General features: G+C 57.6%; 26 protein-coding genes and 1 pseudogene. 7 read left to right on the top strand and 20 right to left on the bottom strand.

Going from position 1 to position 22,599, the window contains the following annotated elements; genetic code table 11:
• Nucleotides 1-177: 177 nt before the first annotated feature.
• The 4 genes from K5554_RS04065 to K5554_RS04050 form a co-directional block, all read right to left on the bottom strand.
• A complete protein-coding gene (locus tag K5554_RS04065) occupies nucleotides 178-771 on the bottom strand; it encodes a cob(I)yrinic acid a,c-diamide adenosyltransferase (protein WP_221039867.1) in 594 nt (197 codons plus the stop codon).
• Between the two features lie 92 nt (nucleotides 772-863).
• Nucleotides 864-1,613 carry a stalk domain-containing protein gene (locus K5554_RS04060; protein ID WP_221039866.1) on the bottom strand — a complete coding sequence of 250 codons (750 nt, stop codon included), beginning with the start codon at nucleotides 1,611-1,613 and terminating at the stop codon, nucleotides 864-866.
• 99 nt (nucleotides 1,614-1,712) lie between these two features.
• Nucleotides 1,713-4,112 (bottom strand): O-antigen ligase family protein, encoded by a 2,400-nt coding sequence (locus K5554_RS04055; RefSeq protein ID WP_221039865.1) that lies wholly within the window; start codon nucleotides 4,110-4,112, stop codon nucleotides 1,713-1,715.
• A gap of 176 nt (nucleotides 4,113-4,288) precedes the next feature.
• Nucleotides 4,289-5,578: a Wzz/FepE/Etk N-terminal domain-containing protein gene (locus K5554_RS04050; protein ID WP_221039864.1), complete on the bottom strand. Its 1,290-nt coding sequence runs from the start codon at nucleotides 5,576-5,578 to the stop codon at nucleotides 4,289-4,291.
• Nucleotides 5,579-5,921: 343 nt separating this feature from the next.
• Here K5554_RS04050 and K5554_RS04045 point away from each other — a divergent pair, with 343 nt between their 5' ends.
• On the top strand, nucleotides 5,922-6,428 hold the full coding sequence (locus K5554_RS04045; RefSeq protein WP_255565497.1) for a helix-turn-helix domain-containing protein: 507 nt from the start codon (nucleotides 5,922-5,924) through the stop codon (nucleotides 6,426-6,428).
• Nucleotides 6,429-6,677: 249 nt separating this feature from the next.
• Nucleotides 6,678-6,923: a hypothetical protein gene (locus K5554_RS04040; RefSeq protein ID WP_221039862.1), complete on the top strand. Its 246-nt coding sequence runs from the start codon at nucleotides 6,678-6,680 to the stop codon at nucleotides 6,921-6,923.
• Between the two features lie 494 nt (nucleotides 6,924-7,417).
• Here K5554_RS04040 and K5554_RS04035 read toward each other — a convergent pair whose 3' ends face one another.
• From K5554_RS04035 to K5554_RS04020, 4 genes are all read right to left on the bottom strand, one after another.
• Nucleotides 7,418-7,948 carry a hypothetical protein gene (locus tag K5554_RS04035; RefSeq protein ID WP_221039861.1) on the bottom strand — a complete coding sequence of 177 codons (531 nt, stop codon included), beginning with the start codon at nucleotides 7,946-7,948 and terminating at the stop codon, nucleotides 7,418-7,420.
• A gap of 684 nt (nucleotides 7,949-8,632) precedes the next feature.
• Nucleotides 8,633-9,037 carry a type II toxin-antitoxin system VapC family toxin gene (locus K5554_RS04030; protein WP_221039860.1) on the bottom strand — a complete coding sequence of 135 codons (405 nt, stop codon included), beginning with the start codon at nucleotides 9,035-9,037 and terminating at the stop codon, nucleotides 8,633-8,635.
• 443 nt (nucleotides 9,038-9,480) lie between these two features.
• Nucleotides 9,481-9,870 carry a hypothetical protein gene (locus K5554_RS04025; RefSeq protein ID WP_221039859.1) on the bottom strand — a complete coding sequence of 130 codons (390 nt, stop codon included), beginning with the start codon at nucleotides 9,868-9,870 and terminating at the stop codon, nucleotides 9,481-9,483.
• A 28-nt stretch (nucleotides 9,871-9,898) separates the two neighbouring features.
• Nucleotides 9,899-10,144 (bottom strand): hypothetical protein, encoded by a 246-nt coding sequence (locus tag K5554_RS04020; RefSeq protein WP_221039858.1) that lies wholly within the window; start codon nucleotides 10,142-10,144, stop codon nucleotides 9,899-9,901.
• A 106-nt stretch (nucleotides 10,145-10,250) separates the two neighbouring features.
• Between K5554_RS04020 and K5554_RS04015 the strand changes: the two genes are divergently transcribed.
• The 5 genes from K5554_RS04015 (at nucleotide 10,251) to K5554_RS03995 (ending at nucleotide 12,166) form a co-directional block, all read left to right on the top strand.
• Nucleotides 10,251-10,496, top strand: a complete 246-nt coding sequence (locus tag K5554_RS04015) for a CopG family transcriptional regulator (protein WP_221039857.1) — start codon at nucleotides 10,251-10,253, stop codon at nucleotides 10,494-10,496.
• Nucleotides 10,496-10,903, top strand: a complete 408-nt coding sequence (locus K5554_RS04010) for a type II toxin-antitoxin system VapC family toxin (RefSeq protein ID WP_221039856.1) — start codon at nucleotides 10,496-10,498, stop codon at nucleotides 10,901-10,903. Before K5554_RS04015 ends, K5554_RS04010 begins: the two co-directional genes overlap by 1 nt.
• 190 nt (nucleotides 10,904-11,093) lie before the next feature.
• Nucleotides 11,094-11,384: a type II toxin-antitoxin system Phd/YefM family antitoxin gene (locus K5554_RS04005; protein ID WP_221039855.1), complete on the top strand. Its 291-nt coding sequence runs from the start codon at nucleotides 11,094-11,096 to the stop codon at nucleotides 11,382-11,384.
• Nucleotides 11,378-11,794 carry a putative toxin-antitoxin system toxin component, PIN family gene (locus K5554_RS04000; RefSeq protein WP_221039854.1) on the top strand — a complete coding sequence of 139 codons (417 nt, stop codon included), beginning with the start codon at nucleotides 11,378-11,380 and terminating at the stop codon, nucleotides 11,792-11,794. Before K5554_RS04005 ends, K5554_RS04000 begins: the two co-directional genes overlap by 7 nt.
• 156 nt (nucleotides 11,795-11,950) lie before the next feature.
• Complete coding sequence (locus K5554_RS03995) at nucleotides 11,951-12,166, top strand: type II toxin-antitoxin system HicB family antitoxin (protein WP_255565495.1); 216 nt, start codon at nucleotides 11,951-11,953, stop codon at nucleotides 12,164-12,166.
• Between the two features lie 53 nt (nucleotides 12,167-12,219).
• Here K5554_RS03995 and K5554_RS03990 read toward each other — a convergent pair whose 3' ends face one another.
• From K5554_RS03990 to K5554_RS03935, 12 genes and pseudogenes are all read right to left on the bottom strand, one after another.
• Nucleotides 12,220-12,492: a DUF2442 domain-containing protein gene (locus K5554_RS03990; RefSeq protein ID WP_221039853.1), complete on the bottom strand. Its 273-nt coding sequence runs from the start codon at nucleotides 12,490-12,492 to the stop codon at nucleotides 12,220-12,222.
• On the bottom strand, nucleotides 12,467-12,709 hold the full coding sequence (locus tag K5554_RS14665) for a DUF4160 domain-containing protein (protein WP_221039852.1): 243 nt from the start codon (nucleotides 12,707-12,709) through the stop codon (nucleotides 12,467-12,469). Before K5554_RS14665 ends, K5554_RS03990 begins: the two co-directional genes overlap by 26 nt.
• Nucleotides 12,710-13,220: 511 nt before the next feature.
• The gene (locus tag K5554_RS14660) at nucleotides 13,221-13,403 is read right to left on the bottom strand and encodes a type II toxin-antitoxin system HicA family toxin (RefSeq protein ID WP_221039851.1); all 183 of its coding nucleotides are present in this window, start codon (nucleotides 13,401-13,403) and stop codon (nucleotides 13,221-13,223) included.
• On the bottom strand, nucleotides 13,396-13,653 hold the full coding sequence (locus K5554_RS03975) for a type II toxin-antitoxin system HicB family antitoxin (RefSeq protein WP_221039850.1): 258 nt from the start codon (nucleotides 13,651-13,653) through the stop codon (nucleotides 13,396-13,398). Before K5554_RS03975 ends, K5554_RS14660 begins: the two co-directional genes overlap by 8 nt.
• A 140-nt stretch (nucleotides 13,654-13,793) precedes the next feature.
• Nucleotides 13,794-14,063 carry a type II toxin-antitoxin system HicB family antitoxin gene (locus K5554_RS03970; protein WP_221039849.1) on the bottom strand — a complete coding sequence of 90 codons (270 nt, stop codon included), beginning with the start codon at nucleotides 14,061-14,063 and terminating at the stop codon, nucleotides 13,794-13,796.
• A gap of 308 nt (nucleotides 14,064-14,371) precedes the next feature.
• Nucleotides 14,372-15,139: a transposase gene (locus tag K5554_RS03965; protein ID WP_221039848.1), complete on the bottom strand. Its 768-nt coding sequence runs from the start codon at nucleotides 15,137-15,139 to the stop codon at nucleotides 14,372-14,374.
• A gap of 206 nt (nucleotides 15,140-15,345) precedes the next feature.
• Nucleotides 15,346-15,552, bottom strand: coding sequence for a hypothetical protein (locus K5554_RS03960; RefSeq protein ID WP_221039847.1), 207 nt, complete (start codon nucleotides 15,550-15,552; stop codon nucleotides 15,346-15,348).
• Nucleotides 15,553-15,955: 403 nt separating this feature from the next.
• Entirely contained in the window at nucleotides 15,956-18,523 is a 2,568-nt protein-coding gene (locus tag K5554_RS03955; RefSeq protein ID WP_221039846.1) for an S-layer homology domain-containing protein, read from the bottom strand.
• Nucleotides 18,524-19,044: 521 nt separating this feature from the next.
• Nucleotides 19,045-19,953, bottom strand: coding sequence for a UTP--glucose-1-phosphate uridylyltransferase GalU (gene galU, locus K5554_RS03950; RefSeq protein ID WP_221039845.1), 909 nt, complete (start codon nucleotides 19,951-19,953; stop codon nucleotides 19,045-19,047).
• A 526-nt stretch (nucleotides 19,954-20,479) separates the two neighbouring features.
• Nucleotides 20,480-20,659: pseudogene (locus K5554_RS03945) on the bottom strand (type II toxin-antitoxin system HicA family toxin); the annotation flags it as partial.
• Between the two features lie 37 nt (nucleotides 20,660-20,696).
• On the bottom strand, nucleotides 20,697-20,903 hold the full coding sequence (locus K5554_RS03940; RefSeq protein WP_221039844.1) for a type II toxin-antitoxin system HicB family antitoxin: 207 nt from the start codon (nucleotides 20,901-20,903) through the stop codon (nucleotides 20,697-20,699).
• 61 nt (nucleotides 20,904-20,964) lie between these two features.
• Nucleotides 20,965-22,440, bottom strand: a complete 1,476-nt coding sequence (locus K5554_RS03935; protein ID WP_221039843.1) for a phosphomannomutase/phosphoglucomutase — start codon at nucleotides 22,438-22,440, stop codon at nucleotides 20,965-20,967.
• Between the last annotated feature and the right edge of the window lie 159 nt (nucleotides 22,441-22,599).

Genomic DNA, 22,599 nt, shown 5'->3' with positions numbered 1-22,599 from the left:
GTAAAATATTATAGGCATCAGATCGGCTCAGTTTCCAATTACTCGCCGGGTTTGCCCCGAGGCGGCATGCAAGGATTTTCGGAGCTGAAGGATAGCCGGGTGCGCTGGCAACGGTACACAGCACCCGGCACTTTAGTCAACTAAAATTACAGTAAAAAGTTGATACCTGACCCCGGGTTAGTTTTCGATGCCGCGGCGGGCGGGGACACCCTGGCGGAAGTAGTGCTTCGCCTCGCGCATCTCGGTCACCAGGTCGGCGCGCTCGAGGAGCGCAGGTGGCGCGCCGCGCCCGGTAATCACCACTTCCACGTTCGCCGCGCGGGCGTCGAGGAGCTTAAGAACCTCGTCCAGTTCCACCAGGCCCAGGCTGAGCGCCACGTTCAGCTCATCGAGCACCACCAGGTCGTACTCGCCGCCCGTAAGGGCGACGCGAGCCGCTTCCAACCCTCCCTCGAGCAGGCGCACGTAGTCTTCCGGCGGCTTCCCCGGCTCAAATACCACCAGCCCTCGGCCCATGGCCGCAGCCGCTTCAGGCGAGATCCGGTCCGCCCGCGCCACGAAGTAGGGCTTCCCCAGGGCAATCACCTTAAGCCCGGGCAGGGTGGTGAGGATGCGGTGCTCGCTGTAGTCAGGCCGTTTCATGAACTGGAGAAAGAGCACGCGCTTGCCCGCCCCCAGCGCACGGACGGCCAGGCCTATGGCTGCGGTGGTCTTGCCTTTGCCGTCGCCGGTGTATACCTGCACGTAGCCCCGGCTTTCCTTTTGTTCCACAGCCGCCCCTCCTTGGGGTCAGGTATCAACTTCCATGCGTAACTTGCAGGATTGAGAATAACGAACATAACCGGATACCCGACCCGATTTAGTTAACCTTCATAGTAGTCGTTGAAAGCCTCTTCGAAGCCATCGTAAAAGCCTTGGATGAAACCGTCGGTGTAGTCGTCGATGTCCGGATTGAGGTTATAATCAGCCTCGAACTCGTCGACTACATCGTCCTCGTCGTTCGGGTCGATGTTGAAGCGGCCCTCCAGCGCTTCCTCCCAATCCAGACCCTCTTCGCCCCGGTCGTTGTAGTAGTCCGCGGCCTCTTCTCCGTAATCCAGGCCTTCGTCGTAGCCGTCGTCGTAACCCTCTTCTTCATCGTCCCGACTGCTGCGGGCGTCGTCTTTACCTTCTTCGTAGCCCTCGTCGTAACCTTCGTCCTTCCCCTTCTCGTACCCCTCGTCGTAGCCATCTTCATAACCCTCGTCGTAAGCGCTCTTGCTGGCCATGAGCTGGCCCTGCACTAGTCCGGCGTTGTAGCCCTCCTGCCACTTAGCCTGCTCTTTGGCCGGGTCGCTCTTCGGCGCCGCCGGAGCCGTGGCGATCAGCACGCGGTTGTTGACGCCATCCCAGTTCACCTGGGCACCCACAAGCTGCGCCACATACCTGAGCGGCACATACACCCGCCCGTCCACAATAAAAGGCTCCTCTTCCGCCGCCGGCGCCGCTTTGTCATTCACCACCACCGTGATGTTGCGGTAAACCGCTTTCAAGGTTTTCGCCGCCGAGGCGCCCTGGGCCACACTGTATGTACCGAGGACCAAGGCCACCAGAACAAGAGCCGCCAGCCGCAAACGTTTCATTCCTTTGGGGTCAGGTATCAACTTTCATGCGTAACTTTCAAGATTGAGAACAACAAACGCAACTCGGTACCTGACCCAAGTCACCCTCGGTTACTGCAGCTGGGCGGCCAGATCGGGCCAGGCCTGGAGCGCCTCCTGAATGAGTTTTTGCGCGCCGGCGCGGTCGCCCTGTTTGGCAGCGGTGAGGCCCAGCCAGAGGCGCGCCTCGGCCTGGAGGTTCTTGTCCTTGCTTTCAGCCAGCGGCGCCAACTGAGCCTGCGCTTCGTCGTACCGACCGGCCAGGTACTTGCCTGCGCCCACGTAAATATTAAGGCGCGGGGTCACGGCGAGTGGCGGCTCGCCCAGGCTCCGGTACCTCTCAGGCGTGGCGGCGAGGAGCTTTTCGATGCGGCTCGGAAGGGCATCAAGCTTGGCCAGGAGTTCGTCCGCCCGGGCCGTCTCGCCCTTCTGCTGGTAGTAGCGCGCCGCCTCCACGTAGGCCTGGGCCAGGCTCTCGTAGTCTGCCGCGCGCCGAGGCATCAGCTCCACCACCCGCTCGGCGTACGTAAGCCCCTCGTCTACAAAGCCGTGGCGGAATACCATGGCCGCACGGATGGCGGCAAAGGTGGCATTGGTGGGTTCCTGCTGCTGACCTCGGCGGACCAGATCCAGCGCGCGCCGGATAAGCTTCTCATCTTTCTTTTTCTGGCCTGTCTTCTCCAGGCACTGGGCCAGGTCGATCTTATAAGAAGCCGTGAGCGGATCGTACTTTACCGCCTGCTCAAAGCGCTGGACCGCAAACGGAATGTTGTTGTACTCCAGGAACTTGGCGCCCTGCTGGCCGTAGTTGAAGCCTACCAGGAGCGAACCGGCTCCGGCCATGGTCAGCGCGGCGAGGAGCGCCGCCACCGCCCCCGGCCAGGCAGCACGGGTGCAGGCAAAGGAAAGGGCCGGCAGGCAATCCCCCTGCTGCGCAGCCGCCTGCGCCAGCGCCAGCAGCGTCCACAGGGTGAAAGAGACGGCGGAAAGAGAAAGGTTAAAATCGATGAAGCTGTGCGCACCCAGGTTAAGGGCAGCGGCCAGGATTCCCGCCGTGAGAAGGCGCAGGCCGGTGTCCCGGCTCAGCACAAGGACGCGCAGGGCGCAATAGAGCGCCGCCCCCCAAAGGGCGAGAAAGGCCAGGAAGCCCACCGTACCCACTTCTACCCACGTCTGCAGCCAGTGGTTGTGCACCTGGTTGGACCAGTAGAGGTAGTACTGGTATTGGTGGTAGAGGGCGTCCCAACCGCCACCGCCGGCACCCAGAATGGGCCGGTCCTGTACCATGCGGAAGGCGTCACGCGTCCACCAGATGCGCTCGGCCGCCCCGTGGGTACTCAGGCTGATGGTCTTAAAACGTGCGAGCAGGTTGGCCGGCAGAAGCTTGGCCGGGCCAACCTTCACCACTGCAACGGCCAGCACGGCTACAAGCACCCCGGCGAGCGCCACCGCCGCCGCCCGGCGGTAAGGCCCGGCCGAAAGCCGCGCGAGCGGCAGGGCCAGAAGCGACAGGGCCGCAGCCAGGCCAGCCGCCAGGGCCGACCACTGCCAGAGGAGTGCGCCTCCTCCGCCCTTGGCGGCCAGCGCCGTCCCAAAGGGGCCGGCACAAGCCAGGGCACCCGCCCCCGCCGCCAGGAGGTGCCAAAACACCGCCGGCCGCGTCCCGCGCGGTGCAGCAATAAGAAGGGCAAGCGCCGCCGGCGGCAGGATAAGGAGCGCACCGCGCGACTGGGTAAAGAGGAAGGTGAGGAGCATAAAGCCCGCGGCGCCGCTGAAAAGCGGCTTCTCCCACAGGCGCGGCGTCTCCGCCGCCAGCGCCACAGCCAGGAGGGTCAGGGTGGCCAGGTACGAAGCAAAGGTGTTGGGGTACTGGAAGCTGGAAGAAAGGCGGCCGCCTTCGAAGGCGCCTTTGTAAGCAAAGGTCCCGGCCGCAACGCCCACACCCAGCACGGCCGTGGCCACGCCGGCGAGCACCAGTACCCGCAGGAAAATGCCCAGGTCCCGCTTTTCCCGTACCAGCTCCAGCGCCAGCCAAAGAAGAAGGAAGTAGTTCAGGTTCTTCAGAAGTTCGCCTATCGCAGCGCGCGGGTTAACGGCCACGAAGAAAGAAAGGCCGTACGCCGCCACCAGGGCCAGCGCCGCCAAATCCACCGGCCCGTTGAAGAAGCCGCCCGCGCGCAGCAGGAAGCGCCGCACCCACCAGAGGATAAAAAGGCCCAGCGTAACAAGCAGGGCAATCAGCTGCTCGCGCGGGAAGAAAAGCCCGCGGAAGAAGGGCGGCACCACCAGCAGGCCCAGCACGCCGGCGTAGACCAGCCAGTAGATGGCAGCCGCCGCGCCGGCGCCGGTGGTGCCAGTGCCACCTGTCCGCTTTGCCGGCCCGGCCGGGCCGGCTTGAGGCGTGGCTGCCTCTTCGCCGCTCGCGCCCGGCGCCGCAGCCTTATTCCAAGAGAGCTTCTTTTTCTTGGCCAAGCAGATCACCTTTTCTTTATCCGTTGGTTATACCATAGACATTTCTTGTTTCGACAGAACCCGGTCTAATCCTTCCCTCTCAACGCAGCGCCGGCAAAAAGAAAGCACTGGGAAGTTCCCAATGCCAGGTGAAGCCTGCCGCAGGGGGCAGGCTTGTCGCAGAGTTGAGAAAAACTTTAAGAAGTTGATACCTGACCCCGGGTGGGGGGAGCGGCGCTGGTGCGCCAGTATTCTTGGAAGAAGACGAGGAAGACGCTTACCATAAGGCCCAGTACGCCGGCCACGGCCATGTTGAGCATCTTGCGCGGGCCGACCGGGCGGCGGGGGATGTACGCCTGGCTGAGGAGCATGAGGTTCGCTTCGCCGGCGGAAAGGGAGCTGGCGCTTAAGGCCTCGGCGTACTTGGAGTTGTAGAGCTTGTAGTTCTGCCGGGCGGTGTCTATCTTCTGCTGCAACTGGTCGTACTTAAGCTGCTTGTCCACCAGCTTCACCTGGATATCCTGAATGTCGTTCTGCAGGCTGCTGATTGTAGCCTCGGTGGCGGCAATCTGGTTTCTCAAGGAAGCCACCGCAGCGCGGCGGGTGGCTACGTCTTCCTGGAGCGCCATGTAGGCCTTGTTGGGCTCTTCGCTCTCCATCTTAAGCCCGCCGAGGGCGGCGGGCGACTTACCGCTGGCGGCCGCCGCCACCTGAGAGAGGAAGGAGTCGTCGGCCAGCGACTTGTTGGTCTTAATGACGGGCAGCGTGTTCGCGAGCGCTTCTTCCGCCGCCGCCAGCCCGGCCTGGGCCCCGGCCAGGTCAATGCGGGCGGCCGCCGCCTGCGCCTTGAGGTTGGTGAGCAGTTTGAGCTTGGCATCTAAATCCGCCTGCAGTTCCGTCACGCTTTGCGGCTGTTTAAGAAAGCTCTTCAGCTCTTCGGCACCCTGGGCGATGCTCTGGTCCTCGGCCGCAATCTGATTCTTGAGCATCCGGGCCGACATGCTGACCCGCTGCTGGTTCATGTCGGAGACAAAGCTTACCAGTTCGCTCGCCACGGCGTTGGCGATATTCGCCGCCAGCTGGGGGTCTTCGTCCTCCACCTTTATCTCCATCAGGTTCGTGTCTTTCGGCGTGCCCACGCTGATCTTGTTGGCGAACTGGGCGATGGTGTACTTCTCCTGCAGCTCGAGCTGTTCCAGGACTTTCTTCAGGATAACGGGGTTCTTCACCTGGGCGGCGTAGGTGGCAATGGTCATCTGCGGAAGCCGCGTGAGCGAGGCCAAAAACTCCGGCGTACCCTGTTCCGGCGGCGCCTGCTGCGCCGGCTGGTTCACCATCACCGTCGCCACGGCCTCATATGTAGGCGGCAAAACAAAAAAGCTCAGAACCCCGGCCACCAGCACGGCTGCCGCCGTGATCACGGCTATGGTCACCTTGCCGCGCAGCAGCACCTCAATCATGTCGCGCAGGCTGATCTCCTCTTCCACAACTCTACCTCCCGGAGCACGTTGATCGTGCTTTGTGTCCCGCATTTTTGTCTTCGACACGGGGGAATGTAAATCCTGCCGGCGAGGCGGCTCTTCCGGTTCTTCGCGGCTGCCCCCTGAAGCAACAGGAAAGCCACCCCGGATAATCTTTCCCGGGTGGCCTTCCATGCTCACCGCTCCGCTGGGCAGGGTGAAGCTGCCGGCGGCTGCGGGAGTCTTCCGGTTCCGCTCAGTTACAACCCCGCACCAGCCCAGTCGCGACACGGCTGGGTTTCCATGATCACCCTGCCGTTCTTATTGTAATGACCCGGCGGCATGTTGTCAATAGACGGCCGCGCCGCATATGACTGTCAGATATTGGACATGCACCTGCCCCTGCATAATAATAAGGGTGAAAGGGGTGCTATCTTTGCCTTTCCGGGCAGATCGTTTGGTGCGGCTCCGCAAAGAAAAAGGCTTGTCACAAGAAGGCTTAGCCAGGGAGCTCAACGTGAGCCAGAGCCTGATATCTTACTACGAATCCGGCCGCAAGCAGCCGGGCTACGATACTCTCGCGGAGATGGGCAGGCTCTTTGCGGTTTCGATCGACTACCTCATGGGGCTGACAGATAACCCCCGGGGAACACATTTGAACCTGAAGAACGCCGCCGGCGGCGACGAGGAAGTCAGCAGGGAAGTTCGGGCTTTGGCGGACATCATTAAAGACAACCCCGGGTTGGTCCAGTACTCCCGTGAAATCGCGCAACGCGAAGACCTGCAGCTTATGGTCCGCGAGGCGCGCAACCTGAAGCCGGAGACGGTACGCAAGCTGGTTGAAGTTATGAAGCTCATAGACGATCAGGAGCAGTAGCGGTTTTTCTCCGCCGGTGGGCGGCCGGGCTGATCCGTGCAGTCGTCAAGCCTTTCTTCCATTCTTTTCTTTCCCCGGTGCCCGGCACCAGAAGCGCTTGTCCGGCAGATCAGGTGGAATACCCATAGCACCAGGCCTGCGGTGGATCAACTCGCGCCCCGGCCCCAATCTACTCTAATCAGTCCGCCGCAACGCCGTTGGAAGTCTGTCCAAGAACTATAAGAACTATATTACAAGGGAGGTCACACGGTGCAAAGAGTTGTACCGGCTTTAGCCACAGTCCTATCGGCAATGGTCGTGCTCGACTTGGCGGCTCTCTACTGGGTATTCAAGATAGCCGTCCACAGCCGGCGACTTCGGGAAGCCCTACAGCAGGGCGATAATTCAGCTCTCGCACTCCACGCGCGCAAGGTCGAGGGGTACGCAGTCGCCGTGCTCCTGGCCGTGATTACCATCGCAGTATTCACGGTCATAACGGCAGTCATGGGCAAATAAGCGGACCTTTTCCTGCCCTCCAGTCGGCTTCCCGCTTAGCCGTAGAGCGCCGCCGGCTCACAAATGAATTCCGCTCTCCCCAAGACCTCCCTGCCACGTTCTTCCATTTGTTCCCAGGTGCCCGGAACTGGAGGTCGCATCTACTCCAGCCATCAGCAATATCTTCATCTAAATCAGGCCAGTTGATACCAATCTTGTGCTTTCTCGGCTGAAGAAGAACCTGCCTCCACCTACCCGCAGCACTGTGGGCAGTTCTTCATCTGCTCTAGAGCTGCAGCAGCTGGCTTCCCCTTCAGCATTTCGTGGCTCATCGTCTTCTACTTTCGCTTTCAGCCTGCCCCCTGGTCTGCCTACACTTGAACCAAGCTGTTACCAGCTTGGTTCCAAGGCTGGCTACGGGTAGGTAGCTGGCCCTTTCCCGGCGGGAGTCGCACCCACCATATGACGTGACCTTGCTCGGCCGCACTGCCCGGCACTGGAGGCCCGAAGCCCTTCTATTCTTTTCTGCGTAGCCCGCTGCGCACGCCAAGGACGTTATGAATTCTCAAGTTAATGTTAACCCCACCGCAGATATTTTCTAGTGCGCCCAAGTTCGATTTGTTGTTTCTTGTTTCGGTGTGCCGTTCTCCTCCTTCCGCCTTTCCATTCTTCCTGATTCCGGCAGCTTCGCCAAGGCGTTGTCGAAGTATCATTCTGGCAGCTTGCAGACGCAGTGCAAGCTCATACTCTCTATTGTCAAATATCAGATTTCCGATAAAGCCTAGTGTGATAAGGGCAACAACTCCATATGCGTATGCCCGGCCTATGAAGCCCAGCAGCACAATTCCTTCCGGACTCTTGGATCCCTGGACCTGAGCCGTCAGTAGAGTAATTGTTGCAATGATAGTAAATGACATGATATTTATGAACGGGCCTATGATATCTGTCCGGTGCTTAGCATCGCCAAAGGCGGCTTCCAGTCCTGCAATTGTCAGTTCAAGTTCGTCGGTCGATAAAATCGAATACTCTTTAATTCGTTCCTCCACAGCCTTGCGCCTGGTATTATCTCGCTTGCGTTCAATGCACTGCCAGAAGCACACCTTTGACATCCCTTTCACATGTTATGTTGCTGCACTTACTAATCTATTCGGCCATTTCAACATGCGATCTTAGACGTGTCTTATGTGTTCCAGGTGTCCGGTACTGGAGGCTCACCGGCAGGAGCCTTCTTTTGTGCGTTCGCAGGTGCGCGGCACCGGAAGCCGCAGGTGTCCCAGCACCAGAGCTTCAACCTCCCACAAGAATCGTCCCCGTGGTCCGATGAGAAGGTTCTTATGTCTCTCGGCTGAAGAAGAATTTGTAGAGGCATATTGGCAGGATTGAGGGCGCGGAAGCATCCCTGATCCATCCAAACCTCTTGTCTTGTATAGCTTGGGAAGCATGCTCAGACAATAGTCAAAGGTTTTCGCCCAGGCGCACAGCGCCGCCGGCCTCCGCCATTTTCTTCGGTTTTCGCCGCACTCCCCCCACCAAGACCCTTCGGTCCGCCGTCATTACCTGCCAAAAGAACCGTCCCCGCGGCAGCCCCTTCCATCTTTTCCCAGGTGCCTGGCACTAAATATTCCTAAATATTCTCCGGTGCCCGATACCAAAGACTCCACAAGGAAAAGGCCCCAACCACGGGGGCTGGAGTCCTGTTCCTCTACGTTCCCAGGTGCCCGGCTAGGATCCTACAATCCTAAGCTTCTCATAGAAAGACCCGCTATCCTCTCATAGTGACGACGGTTATTTGTCAACAGCACCAACTTATGATGAAGTGCGGTACATCCTATAAGGATGTCGAAGTCCGCAAGAGGTAGGCCCTGCCTTCTTAGGTCGGCCCTGTGTTTGCCAAAAAGCCAGGCGATGTGCCTGTCAACATCAAGTATCTCTACTCCAGCAAGAAAATCCTTCAGTCCCTTCTCTCTACTTATGGGGTTATCGGAACGGTATACTCCCTCGTAAAGCTCGGCCAAAGAAACAACGCTTATTGCCAAACTGTCCTTCTGATATTCTTTAAGGGTGCTCACGAACGGCTCCTTGCCACGCAAGTAAAAGATCACCCAGTCCGTATCCACCAGGTACTTTGGCCTCACCACAGGACCTCCTGTGACCGGCCTGCCGACCGATTGGCATACGTTTCCGCAATGAATTTTTCGGCATCAATGTCAGACCAGGAACCTGCAGCGCGATGAAACCGCACTTCCTTTACCTTTTTGCCCTCACTTCTCTCCAAGAGAAGCCGTAGCTTGGCACGGTCAGTTGGAGTAAGTCGCATAATCTCTTTGCAGAGTCTTTCGAGTTCGCTTGCCACCTCACAGGCCCCCCTACGACGTGCAGCGTCAATGCAGTCTCTTATCTCATTTTACCATCGCTAAATATAAGCTGCAAGAAACCTGAATCATACGAAAAGACGCACTTACAACAGGCGAGACTCTTCTCCCGTTATTTCCAGGATTCCGGGCACCGCAGACTGCTGCCACGCCGGCAAGGGCCTCTTCCATTCCTTCCCAGGTGCCCGGCGCCGAACCTCCCCTGACTACATAAACTTCAAAGTCAGGTCCGGCAGATACTTTCGCAGTGCACCTACTGGATCGGAAGCGATGTTCTCTTCATCCGCCAGCATTCTCTCCAAAGCGCTCCGCTCGATAACGGCGTAAGGCCTTACTATCCCAAGCGGGTGGTGCAGCTCAGAAGACAGCACTCCGTCCTCCACTTCGGTGATGTCCGTACCCTCCATGTGGATGGTATATTCGCCGACCGTTTTCCCGTTTTCGGTCACGCGAATACCCACGCGGTTCTTTTGCCCTCCGAAAAAACTCTTGAATAGTGCCATGATGTGGGGGTGGTTCCGGCCGAAAGACTCGACGGCGCGCTTTTTCATGGGCACAAGTCCTTCTTTAATAAGCCTGTCTACATCGCCGTTCATTTTGGCACCTTCCTTTCGTAGACTACGTTTAGTGTGCCCTGAAGATGACCCTCTTATCGAGCTCCGCCCTTGCACCCGCGTAAAACAAGCCGCCCCTCACGGACGGCTTCTCTCGCGTGACGTAGGCCGCAGCCAAGCTTGTCGACAAGCTGGACGAAGCCATTTCTCGGAGCAGTTCCCGTTTTCCGGCCATCGTTATGCGAACAAGTACCGGCTGGAGGATGAGCATCGGGTGCTGGTCGTCGATAACCATCTTGTTTGCGTCCTGGATCATATTAATGGCTTCCACGCAAGAACCGTCCCCGCGGTGGCTCTTGCTCCCGCTCTGATGTCATGTTATCATTAGCATAGGTAATGATGTAGGAAGAGGAGGGATAGTTGTGGTCCGTACACAAATACAGTTGGACGAAAAGCAGCTGGTTGCACTTAAGTCAAGAGCCGCTCAAGAAGGGGTTTCCATGGCGGAGCTTGTTCGGCGCGGCGTAGACCTGGTCCTAGCTTCTGCAAACGGTGGCGACGCAGAAGAAAGAATAAAACGTGCCATAGCTGTTGCCGGGCGTTTTAGTTCTGGAGTACCTGACCTTTCCACTAACCACGACCGCTACTTCACGGAGGATGAGGAGTAGTGGCTGTATATGTAGATACGTCAGCCTTTCTAGCCGTTCTTGACAGTGATGACTTAAATAATGCTGCAGCTAAGTCCACCTGGGTTCGGCTCCTACAACAACGTACAACCATGATTTGTAATAGCTACGTTCTAGTTGAAACCTACGCCCTTATTCAGCGCCGTTTGGGGATGGACGCTTTAAGATCTTTTAGCGAAAACGTCTCTCCTGTGTTACGGGTGGAATGGGTAAGCGAGCCCCTCCACATGCAGGCAGTCAGCGCACTGCTGACGGCAAATCGTCGTCATCTAAGCCTAGTGGATTGTACAAGCTTTGTCACCATGAGATACCTAGGGCTCAACGAAGCGTTTGCTTTTGATCAGCATTTTGCTGAGCAGGGATTTCAACTCGTAAACGAACTTCCGTAAGCCTACCCTTACCACCCGGACCTAGAAGCTTTCTCGCTTGACGTTCCTTTCGCCCCCAGTGGGCCACCCCTTAGCATGCACCCTGCGACCTGCCACAATGCCCCCGTAGCAGCCCGGAGCTAGCCGGGACAATTATGTAGCATTAGCGTGGCACAGCTGTGTATAATAGGAGTGAAGGGAGGAAGGCACAGTGAAGTACATTAGCATCCGCGATCTCCGGAACCGCGCCAGCGAAGTTTGGAACGATCTGGCAAAAGAAAAGGACCTGGTTCTCACCTCTAATGGTCGTCCAATGGCCATTCTCAGCAGCATAGAGCCAGACAATGTTGATGAAGCTCTGGCCGCTTTGAGGCGGGCACGTGCCGTTTTGGCAGTAAAGAACTTGCAGACGCAGTCCGTTGCGCAAGGCACTGATAAGCTAACCGATGATGAAATCAAAGCAGAAATTGCGGCCGTACGTAGGAGTCTAAGGAAATGCTGATTGTACTCGACACCAACGTTCTGGTCTCCGGCTTGCTGAGGCCCTTCAGCGCTGCTGGAACCATCCTCCGCTTGGTGGTTGAAGGAAGAATCCACGTACTCTATGACGCACGCATCCTGGCTGAGTACCGGGAAGTGCTTCGGCGCCCAAAGTTCGGGTTCAACTCTGACAGTGTGGAAGTACTCCTAGCTCAAATTGAGGCCGACGGCATCCTAATAACGGCCGAGCCAGTGGATACAAAAGCTCTGCCTGACCCCACCGATGCCCCGTTCCTGGAAATCGCGTTGGCAGCTCGGGTTCCTTTGGTGACCGGGAACAAGAGACACTTTCCGGCTTCTGTAACCGATGAGACACCTGTTCTCAACCCATCCGAGCTAATAGAAAAGGTTTCTCATGTAATTGATCGGTAGCATTTGGCAGTTCTAAATGCAGATGACGCCGGGCACACCTTGGCCAAGGAAACTTGAATCCGTTTGTTGGAAGAGCAAGGACCTGTCACAAGAACCGTCCCCATGGCGGTCTGACAATGCCATCGGCCTGAGAAGGCGGCTGAAGGAGGAAGGGTTGTGTCTAAAGGCCGTACCCTAACGGTGCTTATCGAAAAAGACGAGGACGGCTACTACGTGGCCACTGTCCCTGCGCTAAAGAGCTGCTACACCCAGGCCAGGACCTTGGAAGAGCTCTACCCGCGGATCAAAGAGGCAATCGGACTCTGTTTGGAAGAGCAAGATCCAGTGCCCATGGAGTTCGTAGGGGTTCAGCAGATTGAGATCGGCGCATAAGGCAGTACCAGCGTTCCCAGGTGCCTGGCACCGGAGTCCCCAAAGGCTGACGATCAATCTCTCGCTGGTACCAGGCACCATGTCTCCGGTTGCAGCAGGCTCTCTACAGCAATATCCTCATCTAAAACAGGCCAGTTGATACCAATGCCGCCCCCGATGAGCCGCCAATTTTCCCTTTCCGCTGGACTGGCATCACGCAAACGTGGAAACCACTCCAAGGGCACTGCCACCTCACGCCCGTCATCCAGAAAAACGCACAACTTATCTTCCGTGAACCAAAGGCTTATTACCAAGACTGGCTTAGACTTGGTTACCGAAGTACTCATCCCATCTCCTCCTAAAGAAGCTCAAGTTCTCCTCCACCAGCTTTTGTAATTCCTTAAGCTCACGGGCACGAAAGCCGTATGAGGCAGCTAGCACTACCGGCTGCAACCAATACTTTGCGTACTGATCACCTGCTTCGACGTGAATGTGAGGAGGTTCTTGTGCCTCTCGGCTGAAGAAGAAGAACCTGTATCGACCTACCCGCAGCACTGTGGGCATGGGCGCACCCCTTCTCCACCCGGCTTCCCGTCTTGATTATAGCGTGTGAAGCGCACTCATACAATAGCCGCCAGATTCTCAGGTCCTTCATCTGCTCTAGAGCTGCAGCTGGCTTCCCCTTCAGCATTTCGTGGTTCATCGTCTTCTGCTTTCGCTTTCAGCCCGCTCCCTGGCCTACCTACGCTTGAACCAAGCTGTTGCCAGTTTGGCTCCAAGGCTGGCTACGGGTGGGTGGCTGGCCCTTTCCCGGCGGGAGTCCATTTTAACATGCGATCTTAGACGTGTCTTATGTGTTCCAGGTGTCCGGTACTAGAGGCCCACCGGCAGGAGCCTTCTTTTATGCGTGCACAGGTGCGCGGCACCGGAAGCCGCAGGTGTCCCAGCACCAGAGCTTCGATCTCCCACAAGAACCGTCAGACTGTGTGACAAACAGCCTGCCGTCCCCGTGGCAGCCTAAGCCCCAAACTAAGCCTCACTCTTCCTTCAGCCAAGTTTCCCTGTCTATACCAGCTTACCTGAGAATACGCGCCAACAGGTCGACACCAATTTCCTCAGCGTGTCTATTGGGGATTGTAACAGTTCGGTCATCCTTTACTATGTAAGGGTGCTTTCCGCTCTGGTATGGTCCCTCGAAGCCAAGCTTCCTAAGGCGGCGGACAAGCTCTAACCAGGTTATCGGGCCAAGCTTACCCATGGATTTCCACCTGATGGGGAATTTCGATACGATATTGGCCTAAGGGCGGTACATCGAACCCTTTCCGCAACCTAAGGAGGAGCCATCCTTCGATAACATCGGCCAGGTTCCGGCGACACTGTTCCAACGTCTCCCCCGTTGCCCACACCCCTGCTAACCCGGGTACCTCTGCATAGTACGGTTCTCCTGGGTTGTTTATCAGCTCGTACTTGGCCCGCTCGAGGGCCTCCTGAATATATTCCCGAATCACGCTCTTCACCTTCCTTCGGATTCCTCGCGCCCCCTGGGCTAATTATACCTTAAGTTCATCTAATCGTGAATTCCTTACCAGGACAGGCGTTGTTTCCACATGAAAAGCCAGATGCGCTTTTGGAGAAACTTTAGATGGTTTCACTTCTGGCTCCCTACGAATGTTGAGCCGCCGGAATACTCGTCCAGGGTTTGGCCGGGCTCCGGTATTTCCACGCCGTCTTCCAGAGCCGACCGTAGCCAGCAGACCTTCGCGTCCTGGATCATATTAATGGCTTCCTCAATAGTTTCGCCCTGCGTCAGGCATCCGGGGAGATCCGGGATTTCCGCGACATAGCCGCCTTCCTGGGCGGGATGCAGAACCACCTTGTAGGGAAGCGCCAGATAGTACTCTATATCCTTCTCACTCATCGTCCATCTCCTCCTCTAGGACGGAAATGACTCGCTGCACGTAGACGGCCTTGATGTGGGGCTGACGATAGGGGACGCTTAGTCTTGCCTCTCCTTTGGCGTATATGTAGTGGCTGGAACCTCCGCCGGGCTGTCGTCTTGTGAACCCTGCTCCTCAGGCAGGGGCCCTTTCCATCTCGCCGCCCGCGTCCGGGATCAGCCGTACAGGGTCACCATCTTGCTATGAATTCGCCAGCCTTCTTTTATCCGTTCTGAGGTGCCTCGCACGCAGTACTCCAGGCACCGAGCACCAGACGCCCTGGCAGGCATCAGTTTTCAAGAGCATTCAGGATCACCCACCTACCGATACCGGTGATCCGGCTGATCTGCCGGGCTGATAATCCCTCATCGGCTAGTAACCTAAAATACCGGCTTCGCTGCGCTTTGTCCAGCTTCTGCACTTCTTTGCAGTTCGCCACCTGGCAAATGCGCCTGATCAACTCAATCGCCTCGGCATCTGTCGGCTTCCTCTTTTCGTCTATGTCTAAACAGTTTTCCTGTCCTTCGATTTCGTGGAACCGCTTGAAAGCCTCCACAGCCTTCAGCCTGTCATCACTGAATAACCCAAGGGCAAAGTCCGTCTCTACAAGTCTACCATTGTTCAGATACTCCCTGTAACTGCTCCATGGATAGTCGACCAGTTCCTTAACTATCCCGGCCTTTACAGGGTTCTGGTGTATGTACCGTAGAACTGCTAAAAAGTATTTGTCGTCCTCCACGGGTTCGCTTTTATACCGGTCCTGGAAGAGATGACCACAGCGTCCGTATTTCCTGTTATACCAGTAAACATAGCTGGCCCTCACGCGCTTAACAGTGACGCCTAAATCTTCTCTCCCCTCCTTTACCAAGAAGTGCGCATGATTGCCCATCAGACAGTAGGCGTACAGCCTGAATTCACTTTTCTTCCGGCACTCGCCCAGTGTCTCCACAAACTTCGTGGCGTCCTCCTCATCCTCGAAGATGGTCTGGCGGTTAATGCCACGCAGGATCGCGTGATAGACACCGGTATTACTCTTTTCTCTTACTGTTCTCGGCATATCCCTATCGCCCCTGTATCATTATACCTTTCCCCGCGCTTTCCTACCAGCCCGAGACCTGCCGCAAGAACCGTCCCCGCGGCAGACCGAGGGATAACTAGTAAAATCCTTCGAGATGCTGAGGTAACGCGGGAAGATTTCCTCGCTTGGTATGCTAAGAAGTAACCCGCAGGTTCCAAGAAGTCCCAACCAGCTGCAGACACCGTTTATTCCTCGGCGCCTAACAAGTACTCCCTCTCCTTCCTCAGATCGCCCACCACATCTGCCCTTGAGTACTGAAGGCCTCCGCCACAACGGCAGGGGCCTTCTTCCACTCCTTTCCAGGTGCCCGGCACCGTCCGGTCCCCTTCGATCTGAATGTCAGGAGGTTCTTGTGCCTCTCTACCTAGGCCCTTCATCAGGACCTGCCACAAGAACCGTCCCCATGGCAGCCCCCGGTGGCAGCCGGCCCCCCGCGGCCGCCCCAGAGGGCAGGCAGATGCGGAAAAAAAAGAAAGGCCTCGCAGTGAGGCTGAGTCGCCCTCCGCGAGGCTTTTCGGTTGCCACTTACCTGCCAAGAGAACCGTCCCCGTGACAGCTCCGGTCCCCATGGCAGCTCAGGAGGTTCTTGTGCCTCTCCACCTAGGCCCTTCATCAGGACCTGCCACAAGAACCGTCCCCGCGGCAGCCCACGGGACTTGCACCCTAGAGACAGCGCCCATGCCGGGCGCACATGAAAAAGGCCCCAGCCAAGAGGCTGGAGCCTTCTTCCATTCGTTCCCAGGTGCCTGGCACCAGAGGTCCCATCAGTTGCTAGGCGTCCGGCACCATTCGATGCTACCAGATAACGATAGCCTTGATTAGCTTATCATCGTTATCTTTGGTGAGGAAGATGGCATGCTTACCAGTTTCGATGTCGGCAACGCCACCTGCCATATCAAACTTCTGGTCCGACTTCAGTAGGTACACCACTGCGTCAGCGTCAACAGTATACGTTACACCGCTGAATTTCACATAACGCCCACTGTTGTAAACAGCCTGGACGACATCATAGACTGCCTTACCGACACTGGCAGTACCATAATTCGCCAACGTAGCTCCAACAGTCAGCGACGAAGCCTGCACGTCGATATGCGTGACATTCTTCGCCTTGTCACCAGTAACGCGGAACGCTAGCAAATCGCCCTTCGTAATGTCACTGACAGCCGACGAATCGAAGGTGTACTCCTTTTCGCCCTGTCCAGCCACATCAATTGTGGCATACCCATTATCACTATCGAACGTTTCGTCCGTAACCGCTACGCCGAAGTAGTAATCGGCAGAAGCCACCTGGAAGTTCTCGGACGTGAACAGAATAAACTTCGCAGACTGATCTTTTGTCCCAACCACGATCGCTTGCCGCGGATCACTACCAGTCAACGTTGTACCGTCGAGATCAACCTTCCAGTCAACGAGCGCCGGATCTTTGTCAGTACCATCATAAACCTTCATTAGCACGGTACCGGAATCAACGTAGTAACGAGTCGCAGTCGCCGCATCCTCAGTAACATACTGTTGATCCTTGTCAGCCTTCTTCACGTTGCCAACGTAGACGTCGTACGTGTCGCTGTCTAATGTAACTGTACCACTCATACTCGGCAGTATCACTAGCTTATCCTTCGCGATCTGACCGTCCGAATTCAACTTGTAGGCAATTCCGTAGAACTTTCCATTGTCTGCCCCAAAGTTAAGGTGTGCGTTGTCAGTTGGCCAATTAGCTTCCTTCTCCAGTTCGTAAACTACGGACTCGCCGTCCTTGGTAAACACCTTGAGAGCAAGAGTACCGTTACTGTAGTAGGCATTGGTGACAACGCCGTAATTCCAGCCCGTCGTCTTTGCGCTGGCACCGCGCAGGTGTTGTACCCGACCGTTGAGCCCCAGCAGAGCTACTACGTCCTCGCCAACCAGGCCCTTGGCATTATCAGTCGTGTAACTATTTACGGTGACATCTTCGTCAGTCGACACAGTAGCGAGAACCGTACCGTCTGCCTTCTGGACCACCTTGTAGTCCTTACCGTCAATCCTAACTTTGTCGGTAGACACACGGTCCAGCTTGCCCTCTACTTTCTCACCAACAACTACGATGTATAGATCGTCGGTTCCGTCAGCCCAGGCATAGATAACGCTGTCGGCCTTAACGTCGCTCAAGCTGAGTTCAGCAAACTTAGGAGATAACACATGCACATTATCAAACTGGCTAAGACGCAGCGTGCGAGTTGTTGCGCTAGCACCAGCAAAGTACTTGATCTCGTTGTCACTCACCGAGGTTACGATGCCGCCGTTGATCTTGTCGAACCTGAACACATTAATAAAGCTGACCTGATTATTATCCTTGACAAAACGCCCGTATTCGTCTGCAGCTGGGGTTGCCGTGCCGTCGTAGTTTACATATGTCTTTACCCCGGACTTGAGGTCGATGGTCTTGTCAAGTGCCAGCAGTTTTACCTGACTGCTGCTGTAAGACTTTATGGTATCATAGTAAACATCGCTGTCGCTCGTCTTTTGTTGGGCATATATAACTGTGTCGTCCTTCACCCAGAGTTTCGCTACCGTACCGAACAGTCCATTAACATCTACGCCTTGCCCAACAGTATAGGTCTTATCCCCGCTAGCATCAGCGCCATTCTTTTTCTGCAAAGTCACCGTCACTTGATCATCTTTGAGCGTGCTGTCTGCCGCCGGGATAGCCGTGACCTGTGCCTCTAGCTCATCATAGCCGAGTTTCTGAATAAGCTTTTGGTCCCCCGGCTGATAAAGAGTCGAAGAACCGTAACCATACTGTACAAGCGGTTTCACGTCAAGAGCGTTGTCAACCATCTTGAAGACAGCGCCCCGGATCATGGGAGCGTTGGCCACAACTGTTAGACCATCTGTGAGTTTGATATCATCCGCCTTGGCCAATACGGCGGTTGGCCAGATACCGCCCTCAACGGTAACACCGTAGTTAAGAGCATAAAGCATCATCTTTGCGAACTGAGCGTAAGTCACCTGGTCCCGCCCACCAAAGCGGCCATCAGGATAGCCGTTGATGATGCCCTGGGACACAGCAATGTTAATCGCGCCAGTCGCCCACTGCAGCCCAGGATCAGCGTTGACATCTGCGAATTTTGTTGCTCCGCCCATAAGCTCCGCCGACTTCTCCATGCCGAGGGCGCGAACAACAAGAGCAGCTGCCTCTGCACGAGTCACGGGCTGGTCCTCGTTCAGATTACCTTTTTCGTCACCTTTCGCGATACCAATAGCTTGAAGCCGCGTAGCAGCTTCGCTAGGCGCATTAGTATTCTCGGCGGCGAATACAGGTCCTATGGTCCCGAGGATGGTTGCAACCACCAGCAGGGCCACAAGGACTTTCTTGAAACCTTGCATCTACAAATCCTCCTTTGTACAGTTGTCAAAGACCAGGTTAAGAACCCTTCCTCTGGGGTGGTGTCCTGTGATCCCCCCTTTCAATGGTTCACAAAACGAACAAGCGGAGTAGGATAGCAACAGGAAGAACTAACCTCGGAAGCATATGTCTGTAAGCTCTGTATATTGTTCGCTGCACGGCTGGTTTTTTCCTGCTCGGGAAGAGAGAAATTTTTTCCCAGGATGTGCCGCGAACGCCAGGAACTTCAGACGCTGTAAGGTTTGTCCTTCCCACTAAGCTATTACCTATTATAGCATCGGGTACCTGGAGCGTCAATAAGTCCCAGCAGCTCCCTGTAAGGATCTGTAAGGCCTCACGGGGACAAGGCCGTACTATGCCAGAAACATTGTATGCGGCAGCAGGCCGAATGAGACCCGGCGCGGGTGAACTTTCGCCTTAGATATTCTTCGCGCCAGGAAGGGTAAATCTTTCTCAGGTGGACGGGCCTTCCAGGACTGGACGGGTATTCTAGGGAACCCGCTTATATGACGCGCGAGGGGGCGGAAAGGTTCCCTTTTCGCAGCAACTCCTCCAAGTACTCCCGGAAGGGGGGACCGAGGTCGGGGCGGGCGAGGGCGAACTCCACGGTGGCCTCAAGGAAGCCGAGTTTGTCGCCTATGTCGTAGCGGCGGCCTTGGAAGGCGTAGGCGTAGATGGGCTCGCTTACGGCCAGGCGGCGCAGGGCGTCGGTGAGCTGGATCTCGCCGCCGGCACCGGGGGCGGTGGTCTCAAGGAGGGAGAAGATGCCGGGGCTTAAGATGTAGCGGCCGATGATGGCGAGGCGGGAGGGAGCCTCGGCGGGGCGGGGCTTCTCGATGAGGTCCAGGGCGCGGTAAAGGCGGGGGCCGAGGGGCGCGGGGCGGACGACGCCGTAGCGGGAGACCTCGGCGGGGGGCACCTCCTGGACGGCGACCAGGGAGCCGCCCAGCTCAGCGTACAGGTCCAGCATCTGCTTGAGGCAGGGGGTGCGGCTTGTGACGATGTCGTCGCCCAGGAGGACGGCGAAGGGCTCGTCGCCGATGAACTTACGGGCGCAGTAAACGGCGTGGCCCAGGCCGCGCGGCTCTTTCTGGCGGATGTAGTGGATGTCCACGGCGGCGATCTCGCGGACGAGGTCGAGCAGGCCTTCGGCCCCCTTTTGGGCGAGGGCCTCCTCCAGCTCCAGGGAGCGGTCGAAGTGGTCTTCGATGGCGCGCTTACCGCGGCCGGTGATGATGAGGATGTCCTCGATGCCGGAGGCGACGGCCTCCTCGACTATGTACTGGATGGCCGGCTTGTCCACGATGGGGAGCATCTCTTTGGGCTGGGCCTTGGTGGCGGGCAGGAAGCGGGTGCCCAGGCCGGCCGCGGGGATGATGGCCTTACGCACGCGGGGCTCAGGGTGCGACATGAAGGCGGCTCCTTTCGCGCAGGTTTTACTTATTTCCCGGGAAATTGTCACTTTCTCCAGGATCTTCGCCAGGCGGAGGGATTTTCCTGCCGGGAAGCAAAAGAAAAAGCCGGCGGCGCCGGCAACCAAAAATCTCTAGCACTTATGTTCTATGCGTCTGTATAATGAATCTGGACGGGAATAACCCGGCAGTTCAGGCAGTTGGTTCCATCCTCCACACCTGCCATCGGGTGTTGTGGCTCAGGAGCAGTAATGCTCTTGGAAGGGGGTGGGAGGATGGAACTGCATGTTGGCAGTATGTCGGTGGTAATCGCGCCTATAGTTGCGCTCTCACTGCTGCAATTGCTACGGTGGTACCTAAAAAAGGGACGCTAGCTTGTAACTAGCGTCAGCCAACTCCAGCTGCCTCGGGCTGCAACACCCTCCGGCAGAAGGCTTCGCTCTCAGAAGCCTTCTGCCTTTATTGTACCAGTTTCAGAGAAAAAGTAAACCCTTGGCGGCTAATATTAGCCTCCAATACGTCATCCTATAACTGTCGACAGAACTCTTCGACCGTTAGCCCAGCTTGCCTGAGAATCGCCTTCAATGTCCCCCGGTCGAGCTCGAGATGCTTCGGCACAACCGTTTGTGCAAACGGGTCATCCCGGCGCAGTACAACATGACTTCCTTTCTGGCGAACTGCGCGAAACCCGACTTTGCAGAGCGCGCTGGCACAGTCGGCACTGGAGACTCAGGTAGTGCAGTCATACTGCAACCACCATGACATCAAACCGTTCTTGCGGAACGGGTAAACCATCCTGCTCCAATGCTTCTATATAGGCTCCGCCGGCCTCGCGAATATTGCGCAGGGCTTCTTCCTTTGTCTTACCCTGGCTCACGCAGCCGGGAAGGCTCGGGCACTCCACTACCCACCAGCCATCTTCACCAGGATAAAGGATAACCTGACGCATGTCCGCCACCTCCCGTGTTCGGCCGGTTTGATTCTATCACGGTAGGTACTTTGCGGCAATCCTAGTATTCCCATTCGAACTCGCCCACTTCGGGGAAGGCGGCGAGGGCGTCTTGCACGGCGGCGCAGATGGCGGCCAGGGCGGCGGGGGTTTTGCCCTCACAGCGGGCGACGAGGACGGGCTGGGTGTTGGAGGCGCGCACGAGGCCCCAGCCCTCGGGGAAGAGGACGCGGGCGCCGTCCACGTCGACCACGTTGTAGCGCTCCTTGAAGCGGCGGGTAAGCTCGGCGACGATGCGGAACTTATCCTCATCCGGGCAGGGAACGCGGGTCTCGGCGGTGCTGTAGTAGCGCGGGGCGTCGGCCAGGAGCGCGGAAAGGGGCCTTTCGGTGTGCGAGAGGATGCGCAGCAGGCGCCCGGCGGCGTAAAAGGCGTCGTCGTAGCCGTAGTATTCGTCGGCGAAGAAGAGGTGGCCGCTCATCTCGCCGGTGAACACGGCGCCGATCTCGCGCATGCGCGCCTTGATGAGGGAGTGGCCGGTGCGGGAGAACTCGGGGCGGCCGCCCAGGCGGCGGATCTCGTCCACCAGGGCCTGGGAGCACTTCACCTCCACCAGGGCGGTGGCACCGGGGTGGCGCGGGAGGATCTCGCGCCAGAAGAGGATCATGAGCTGGTCGCCCCAGAGGATGTTGCCCTGCTCGTCCACGACGCCCAGGCGGTCGCCGTCGCCGTCGAAGCCGAGGCCCAGGTCCGCTCCGGAGCGGGCGACCAGGGCGCGCAGGTCCGTGAGGTTGGCGGACTTTACCGGGTCGGGGGCGTGGTGCGGGAAGGTGGGGTCGGACTCGCAGTAAAGGGGCAGCACCTCACAGCCGAGGCGCGTGAGAAACTCGGCGGCGAAGAAGCTGGTGGTGCCGTTGCCGCAGTCCACGGCCACTTTAAGGCGGCGCGGGCCGAGCTTTATTTTTCCGGCGAGCATGGCGAGGTAGGCGGGGGCAACGTCCACGCTGCGGACGGTGCCGGGGCGCGGGGCGGGCGCGGTGGGGTGCGCGGCCGCGCCAGGTGCGGGGGCAGCGGCAGCTCCCGGAGCCGGCTGGCCGGCGCGGGCCGGGGCGGGCTGGAGCTCATCTATGTAGGCGGCGAAGATGCGCCTGAGCTCCTGGATTTCCGCGCCGTAAATGGTGGCGGGGCCGCGGGCGATTTTGAAGCCGTTGTACTCGGGCGGGTTGTGGCTGGCGGTGATCATCACGCCGGCATCGATGTCGAGGTGGATGCGGGCAAAATAAAAAAGCGGGGTGGTGACGGTGCCGATGTCCACCACGTCCAGGCCGGCGGCGGTGAGGCCCGCGACGAGGGCGTCGCGGATGGGGGTGGAACTTAAGCGGTTGTCGCGGCCGACAAGCACGGTGGTGAGTCCATGGCGGCGGAAGTAACGGGAAAGCGCGCCGCCGAAGGCGCGCACCCAGTCGGGGGTAAGTTCTGTGGCGGCGAGGCCGCGCAGGTCGTATTCGCGGAAGACGCCGGGATGTACAGCAACCATAAGCATCCCTCCTCCATAAGCATGCGAAGCTATTCCATGCCTTCAATACCATCATACCAGGATAGAAATTCTTCGGGTGAAACGCCGAGATCTTTCGCCACCGCTTCAACAAGCTGCGGCGGAAACTTGCGCGTCGAACCATGTTTCAACCATGTACTC

Origin of the sequence: Gelria sp. Kuro-4 (assembly GCF_019668485.1) — a bacterium.
In the GTDB taxonomy this organism is placed as follows: domain Bacteria; phylum Bacillota; class DTU030; order DUMP01; family DUMP01; genus DUMP01.
This window is presented reverse-complemented; position numbering and strand designations above follow the sequence as displayed.

Excerpts from the sequence above, each read along its gene's own strand:
- K5554_RS04000 (WP_221039854.1), top strand. The coding sequence starts at position 11,378 with ATGCTGATTGTACTCGACACCAACGTTCTGGTCTCCGGCTTGCTGAGG.
- K5554_RS04025 (WP_221039859.1), bottom strand. The coding sequence starts at position 9,870 with ATGAACGGCGATGTAGACAGGCTTATTAAAGAAGGACTTGTGCCCATG.
- K5554_RS03940 (WP_221039844.1), bottom strand. The coding sequence starts at position 20,903 with ATGCGTCAGGTTATCCTTTATCCTGGTGAAGATGGCTGGTGGGTAGTG.
- K5554_RS03970 (WP_221039849.1), bottom strand. The coding sequence starts at position 14,063 with ATGAGTGAGAAGGATATAGAGTACTATCTGGCGCTTCCCTACAAGGTG.
- K5554_RS03965 (WP_221039848.1), bottom strand. The coding sequence starts at position 15,139 with ATGCCGAGAACAGTAAGAGAAAAGAGTAATACCGGTGTCTATCACGCG.
- K5554_RS04045 (WP_255565497.1), top strand. The coding sequence starts at position 5,922 with ATGACTGTCAGATATTGGACATGCACCTGCCCCTGCATAATAATAAGG.
- K5554_RS03935 (WP_221039843.1), bottom strand. The coding sequence starts at position 22,440 with ATGGTTGCTGTACATCCCGGCGTCTTCCGCGAATACGACCTGCGCGGC.
- K5554_RS14665 (WP_221039852.1), bottom strand. The coding sequence starts at position 12,709 with ATGCCCACAGTGCTGCGGGTAGGTCGATACAGGTTCTTCTTCTTCAGC.
- K5554_RS03955 (WP_221039846.1), bottom strand. The coding sequence starts at position 18,523 with ATGCAAGGTTTCAAGAAAGTCCTTGTGGCCCTGCTGGTGGTTGCAACC.
- K5554_RS04020 (WP_221039858.1), bottom strand. The coding sequence starts at position 10,144 with ATGATCCAGGACGCAAACAAGATGGTTATCGACGACCAGCACCCGATG.
- K5554_RS14660 (WP_221039851.1), bottom strand. The coding sequence starts at position 13,403 with ATGGGTAAGCTTGGCCCGATAACCTGGTTAGAGCTTGTCCGCCGCCTT.
- galU (WP_221039845.1), bottom strand. The coding sequence starts at position 19,953 with ATGTCGCACCCTGAGCCCCGCGTGCGTAAGGCCATCATCCCCGCGGCC.
- K5554_RS03990 (WP_221039853.1), bottom strand. The coding sequence starts at position 12,492 with ATGAGTACTTCGGTAACCAAGTCTAAGCCAGTCTTGGTAATAAGCCTT.